Origin of the sequence: Actinoallomurus sp. NPDC052308 (assembly GCF_040679195.1) — a bacterium.
Taxonomy (GTDB): domain Bacteria; phylum Actinomycetota; class Actinomycetes; order Streptosporangiales; family Streptosporangiaceae; genus Actinoallomurus; species Actinoallomurus liliacearum.
In genome coordinates this window covers 1-5614 of the sequence record NZ_JBFAUM010000068.1, presented here as the reverse complement: position 1 = coordinate 5614, position 5614 = coordinate 1, and the positions used below count along the sequence as shown (strand labels likewise).

Below are 5614 nucleotides of genomic sequence, written 5' to 3'. Positions count from 1 at the left end.
ACCCGGCACCACCTGTTCCGCGAGTCCCACAACGTGGGCGACCCGCTCCGCAGCGACCCGGTCACCGGCGACGTGTACGTGGAGATCTTCGAGGCGCAGTACGCGGAACTGCGCGCGGCCATGGACGAGCAGCGGCGGCAGCGCGAACAGGACCTGGGGAACCGGGTGGACCCACAGGCGTGGAAGGGACTGGACGCCGCGCCCCGCTTCGACCTGCCCGCGCTGCTGGCCGACGCGGCGGACCACGGCTACATCCCCGCACGCGCCCACCAGAGCCTCGTCACCCACATCCGCGAGCAGGCTGGCGGCGGCCGTCCCCTGGTGCTCACCGTCGGCCCGGACGCGCAGGTCCGGAAGTACCGCACGATCCTCCAGTGGGCGGCCCAGACCATCCGGGACGACCTGCGCTTCTCGGCGCACGAGCCCGACCCCGGCCTGCTCACCCTCCCCGCCCGGTACGAGCAGCGGCTCACCTGGACCGGCGACCGGCTGACCGATGGCCTGCCCCACTCCGTCGAGGACGAGATCACCGCGATCATCGGCCAGGTGAACCGGGCCCACGCCCTGCGCCGGGACAACGAGGCCGGCGCCCCCGCGGAGCTGCCGCCGGACGTGGCGATGCTCAGCCTGGACCCGGTCCACCTCGCCCGCGACGTCGCGTTCGAACTCGGCGCGCACGTCCGGCTCGACGTCCACCGGCCCGACGGCACCGTACGCAGCCACTGGGCGGACCCGGCCGGGCGGATCCACGTCGTCGACCCGGCGAGCTTCGACGACGACGTCCTGACCGCCGAAGCACCGGACCGGCCCGAAGCGCTGTCCCCGGGTGACCTGGACGACGCCCCGACGCATGCCGCCACCCCGTCGCCGTCGCCCTATGCGGTGGTAGGCGATCCGGACGAAACGCCGACGCATGCCGCCGCCCCCGCGCCGCCGAGAAGCCGCCGATCGGGAGGTCACCATCCGTCGTGGGGGTACCCGCAGCCCGAACCGCAGGCGGGTTGGCAGATCGATGAGACGGCCGGAGCAGGCTGGGGCGGCGATTCCACCGGTGGTACGGAATCGCTGACCGTCCGGGATGTCCTGGCGGAGCAGGTCGTGCAGGCCGGGCTTCAACAGGTCGGCCTCTACCAGTGGAGGGGGTCCTCGGACGCCGATCCGGAGGCGGGCTGGCAGATCGGCGAACAGACCGTGTGGGGCCGGCCCAATGACTTCGGCCGGTGGATCCGTGGCAGCGGACCTGAGCCGGGGCCATCGGGGACGATGAACTGCTGGGAGGGGATCCTCCTCGTCGCCTACCAGGCCGGTGCCGTCAGCAAGGAATGGTTGGACGGCATCCACGCCATCGCGACTCGAGCTGCGATCAGGGCCGCTCGTCGTGGCCGCGACCATGGATCGGCCGCGTACATCGACTCACTCGAGAACCAGATCGCCCCTGCCGCCGACAGGGTCGGTCACACTTTCGATTCGAACACCGGCCTGGTGGAGCCCGGTTTCCAGCGTGGGCACCTGGTCCTGCTCGACGGCTTCGGCCACGTCATGCTCGCCCTCGGCACGCGTGACGCCCTGGGCCGCAATGAGGTCCTGAGCCTGTGGTGGTACCCCAACAGGCGACCGCTCGGTCAGCTCACCGTCGAGTCACATGGGTTCTGGCAGCTGACCACGGTGGAAGAGGTGATGGCCACAGCCTCGACGCCCTTGGTGCCCGGCGCGCCTCCCGCCCTGTCGCCGGACGCGCCGATCGAATCCGCGAGGCCGGCATGGCTGCCTCCGGCACAGACGGCCGCGAATCTCGCCTCGTCCTCCGGATACGGATACGGATACGGATACGGATACGGATACGACACCGCGTACGCACAGGACCCGTACGGCCAGGGCCAGGGATATCCGGTGGTGGGCCGGCCCTATGACATGCCACCGCACTACGCGCCCCCCGCGCCGGGCTCGTCGTCGGGTGGACAGGTCGATCCCCGGCTGGATCACGTGGTGCGGCTCGGCCAGGAGTCGATCGGCGCCTACCGGCCGGGAGGAGAGCCGCGTCTCGACCCGGACGATGGGTTCCGTATCGCGGAGACGGACTCGTCGGGCTCGCCGAACGACTTCGCGCGGTGGATCCGGGGGAACGGACCCGAACCGACGCCGACGGCATCGATGAACTCCTGGCAGGCGATTCTGCTCACCGCCTACCGGGCCGGAGCGGTGGACCGGGACTGGCTGGTCCGTATCCACGACGCGGCCGCCGACGCCGCCCTCACCGCCTTCGCGACCGCGGCGGCCGACGGGCTCGGGCAGGCCGACGCGTACGAACGGGCGCACCAGGCGTACGTCGACAGGATCATGCGCCTCGCCCGTTCGGGGCCGGTCACCGGCCATGGGCTCGGTCCGGATTCCACGGTGACGCCGCCGATTCCGCGTGGGCACTGGGTGGCGATCGACGGCACCCGCCACATCGCCCTCGCGCTCGGCACACGCGATGCCGAAGGGCGTCAGCAGGTGCTGAGCCTTCCCCCGTCCTCGGCGGCGGAGCCCGAGACGCACAGCGGCGAGCAGTCGCCCGGATCGCAGCCGATCACGACGATCGAGGAGCTGCTGGAGGAGGTCGGGACCGAGCCACCGATCACCTCGATGGCCCCTGCCTGGGCCGAACAGGGCGCGATGAGCGAAGTCTCCGAACCGGGTACGCGGGTCGCCCGCCCGGCGCCGTTCGCGACGTGGGAGCACCTGCGCTCCCACGCGCGGGTGACCAGGGTGGCTACAGAGCGCGCGTTCGACGCGGGACCTCAGTTCCTGAAAGTCGCTCCTCCCCCGGGCGGCGATCCGAACGTCGGGCGCCAGGTGCTCGTCCGCGAGAACGTGCAGCTGATCAAGGCCCCCAACGGGCAGTGGGTCCGGAGCCACGTCGTGGCCCTGCCGGTGAAGCCGGAGAACGGCGTCGACCCCGCCGCCGTCGCGCGACATGCGGAGGAGCTGAACGGGGAGCTCGACGTCTATCTGAACGAGCGCTACTACGCGCTCCCCAAGTCGGGGCAGCAGTTGCACATCGAGGTGCAACTGATCGAGTGGCCCGACCACGCCGAGGCCATCACCCTCAGGGCGGGCAGGACCCCGGGAGGGCCGAACGCGCGTGAGTGGGGTCTTGGGGACGACATCCATGCCGTGATGCACGAGGCGGCGTTGCACCACGCCGGGCTGCTCGACGCATATCCCGACGCATCGTCGCTGTTCCGGAAGTCGGCGAAGTCCCCTGCGGTCCATCAGGACGGCCCGATGTCGGACGCGCCGTTCCATCCCTCCCAGCCGATCCCGAAGCGTGATCTGCGCACCATCGAGGACGTCGTCGACAGCACCGCGGTGTTGTACGGCTACTCGGGGGACTCACACGGCTCGGCCGTCACCGAGCAGCCCGGCGCGGGCACCGGTGAGGGCGCTGCCGAGGCGGCCACGGTGGTCGGCCTGCCGGACGACCACCCGACCCACGCCGCTCCGCCCGGTCCGGGCGAGGACACGGGGGCGGGCGCGCCGGCCGGGCAGGCGGAATTCGATTACCGCGAGTTCGTGGAGATGGAGCCGGATGAGCAGGATGCGGTGCTGCGCTCCATGTCCATGCAGGCGCGGGAGAGAATAGCGTCAGACCCTGATGTGGTGAGCCGGATGCGGGATCTGATGCCGGCGCGTGATTTCGCGGCCGCAGTGGCGCATCTGATGACGTGGGTGCTTCCCGGGCTGGACGATCCGGGTACGGCACAGTCCAGTTTCCACGCGATTCTCAGCAGGATGCTGATCAATGAGGAGGTTGCGGAGAACCTGCTCAGAGCGGGCGCGCGGGCGCTGATCCTTCCGAGGGCCACGCCGATCACAGATCTTTCGGCCTTCGCCGATAAGGACCCCGACAGTCCCGTGGTGAGGGGATATCCCCGGCTGTGGAAACATGTGCGGGCGTACTCTCTTCACGAGAACTACATCCTGTCGGTGATTCCCGAGGAGAACCTCACCGGTGCGCCCGCCGTCATCGGTACGGACTCCGAGGCGGGCCCTGATTCTTTCCCGGCCGGTTATTCCGCTGCCGTGCACGAGATCGCGCATGCGATCCTCTTTTACGGGTTGAAGCCAGAGGGTCAGAACCTCGCGCAGGCGGTCTTCAACGCGAAACTGGAGCGAGCGGCCCATACCGTCGAATGGTGGCCTGACGGGGTGAGTGATCCCTCGCGCCCGGATCTGAAAAACTATTCGATGTACAACGTCGGTAAGTTCTTCGCCCAAGCCGTCAACGTGTTCTTCTCGGTGAACGGCGGGACTGATCCGTATACGGGAAGTGAGCGGCACAACCATCCCGAGTGGCTCAGCGTCTACGAGCCGCATCTGTACCCACTGCTGGAGCAGACTTTCGGTCCGCCCTCCAGGCTCGTCGCCTCGCCGCGGGACCTGATGGTGGGCGATTCGGGCGGCGCCCCGGCGCATGCCCGCGGACCTGCGGCCCCTGGCCTGTCAGGGCCGCGCGTGCTGCCGGATCTGCGGCCGGCCTCGAGCGTCCCGGCGGCGGAGGTCTACCCGTTCGATCCGGCGAAGGTGCGGGATTGGAACCACCGCGCGCTGCTGGCGGGCGTGGGGTCGATCGACTTCTACACGTGGGTGCCCTCGGGTCCGGACCCGGACCGCGATTTCCGGATGATGATCCCAACATTCCGGGGAGTCAACGACTTCGCCCGGTGGCTCCGCGGTGAGGGACCTGCGCCGTCGTGGCTGAGCGCGATGAACTGTTGGCAGTTCCCGCTGTTCACCGCGTACTGGGTCGGCGCGGTCGACAAGGCATGGCTGGGATCGATCCACGATCACGCGGCCCGAGCGGCGAAGCACATGTTCGACGAGCTGGTCGCCGACGGATCGTCTGAACGCGCCGCGGTGAACGAGGCACTCGGCGTGTACGACGAAACGCTGCTGGCCTCGATGACCGTTGGTGAGGTCACCGAACATCGTCGCGATCCACGGACGGGCTTGCTGACGCCGGATGTCCCCGCGGGACATCTCGTCTTCATCAACGGCGATAAGCATGTCGCGTGGGCGCTCGGCACCCGTGACGCCCAGGGGCGGCAAGAGGTGCTGAGCCATTGGGACTACCCATCGGCCGGCTCGCCGATGCCGTTCCGGCAGCGGATCTCGGGCGGCACGGGCCATACCCAGAAGACGACGATCGAGGAGTTGCTGGGCAGATTCCGTCCTTCTGTGACCGTCACGTCCGCGGCGCCGGCGTGGTCGGATTCACGTACGGTGGCCGCTTCGCTCAAGGACCCCAGGGCGCAGGCACCGCTCGTGCCGGTGGCGGCGCCGGGTAAGAGGGTGGATCTTCCGGCGAGTGAGGATTGGCGGGATCGGCGGGCCGGGGCGCCGGTGGTGCGGGTCGCGACGGAGCGTTTCGACCCGAGGATCGATTTCCTGCCGGGACAAGCGCCGGGCCGTGCGTTGGAGGGGGCCCAGGGGGGCCAATGGCGACGGCTCTCCGAGGGGTTGCCCGGGACGGCGAAGGCGTCGGGGTGGGAGACGCTGGTCCGGGCGAATGTGCAGCGGATTCAGGCCGGTAACGGTCGGTGGGTTCGTCGTCATGTGATCGCGTTGCCGG

Annotated in this window: 1 protein-coding gene; it reads left to right on the top strand. The window is 69.6% G+C overall.

The window, feature by feature from the left end:
• A partial coding sequence (locus AB0L00_RS45700; RefSeq protein WP_364444554.1) for a hypothetical protein occupies window positions 1-5614 on the top strand: 5614 nt, incomplete at both ends.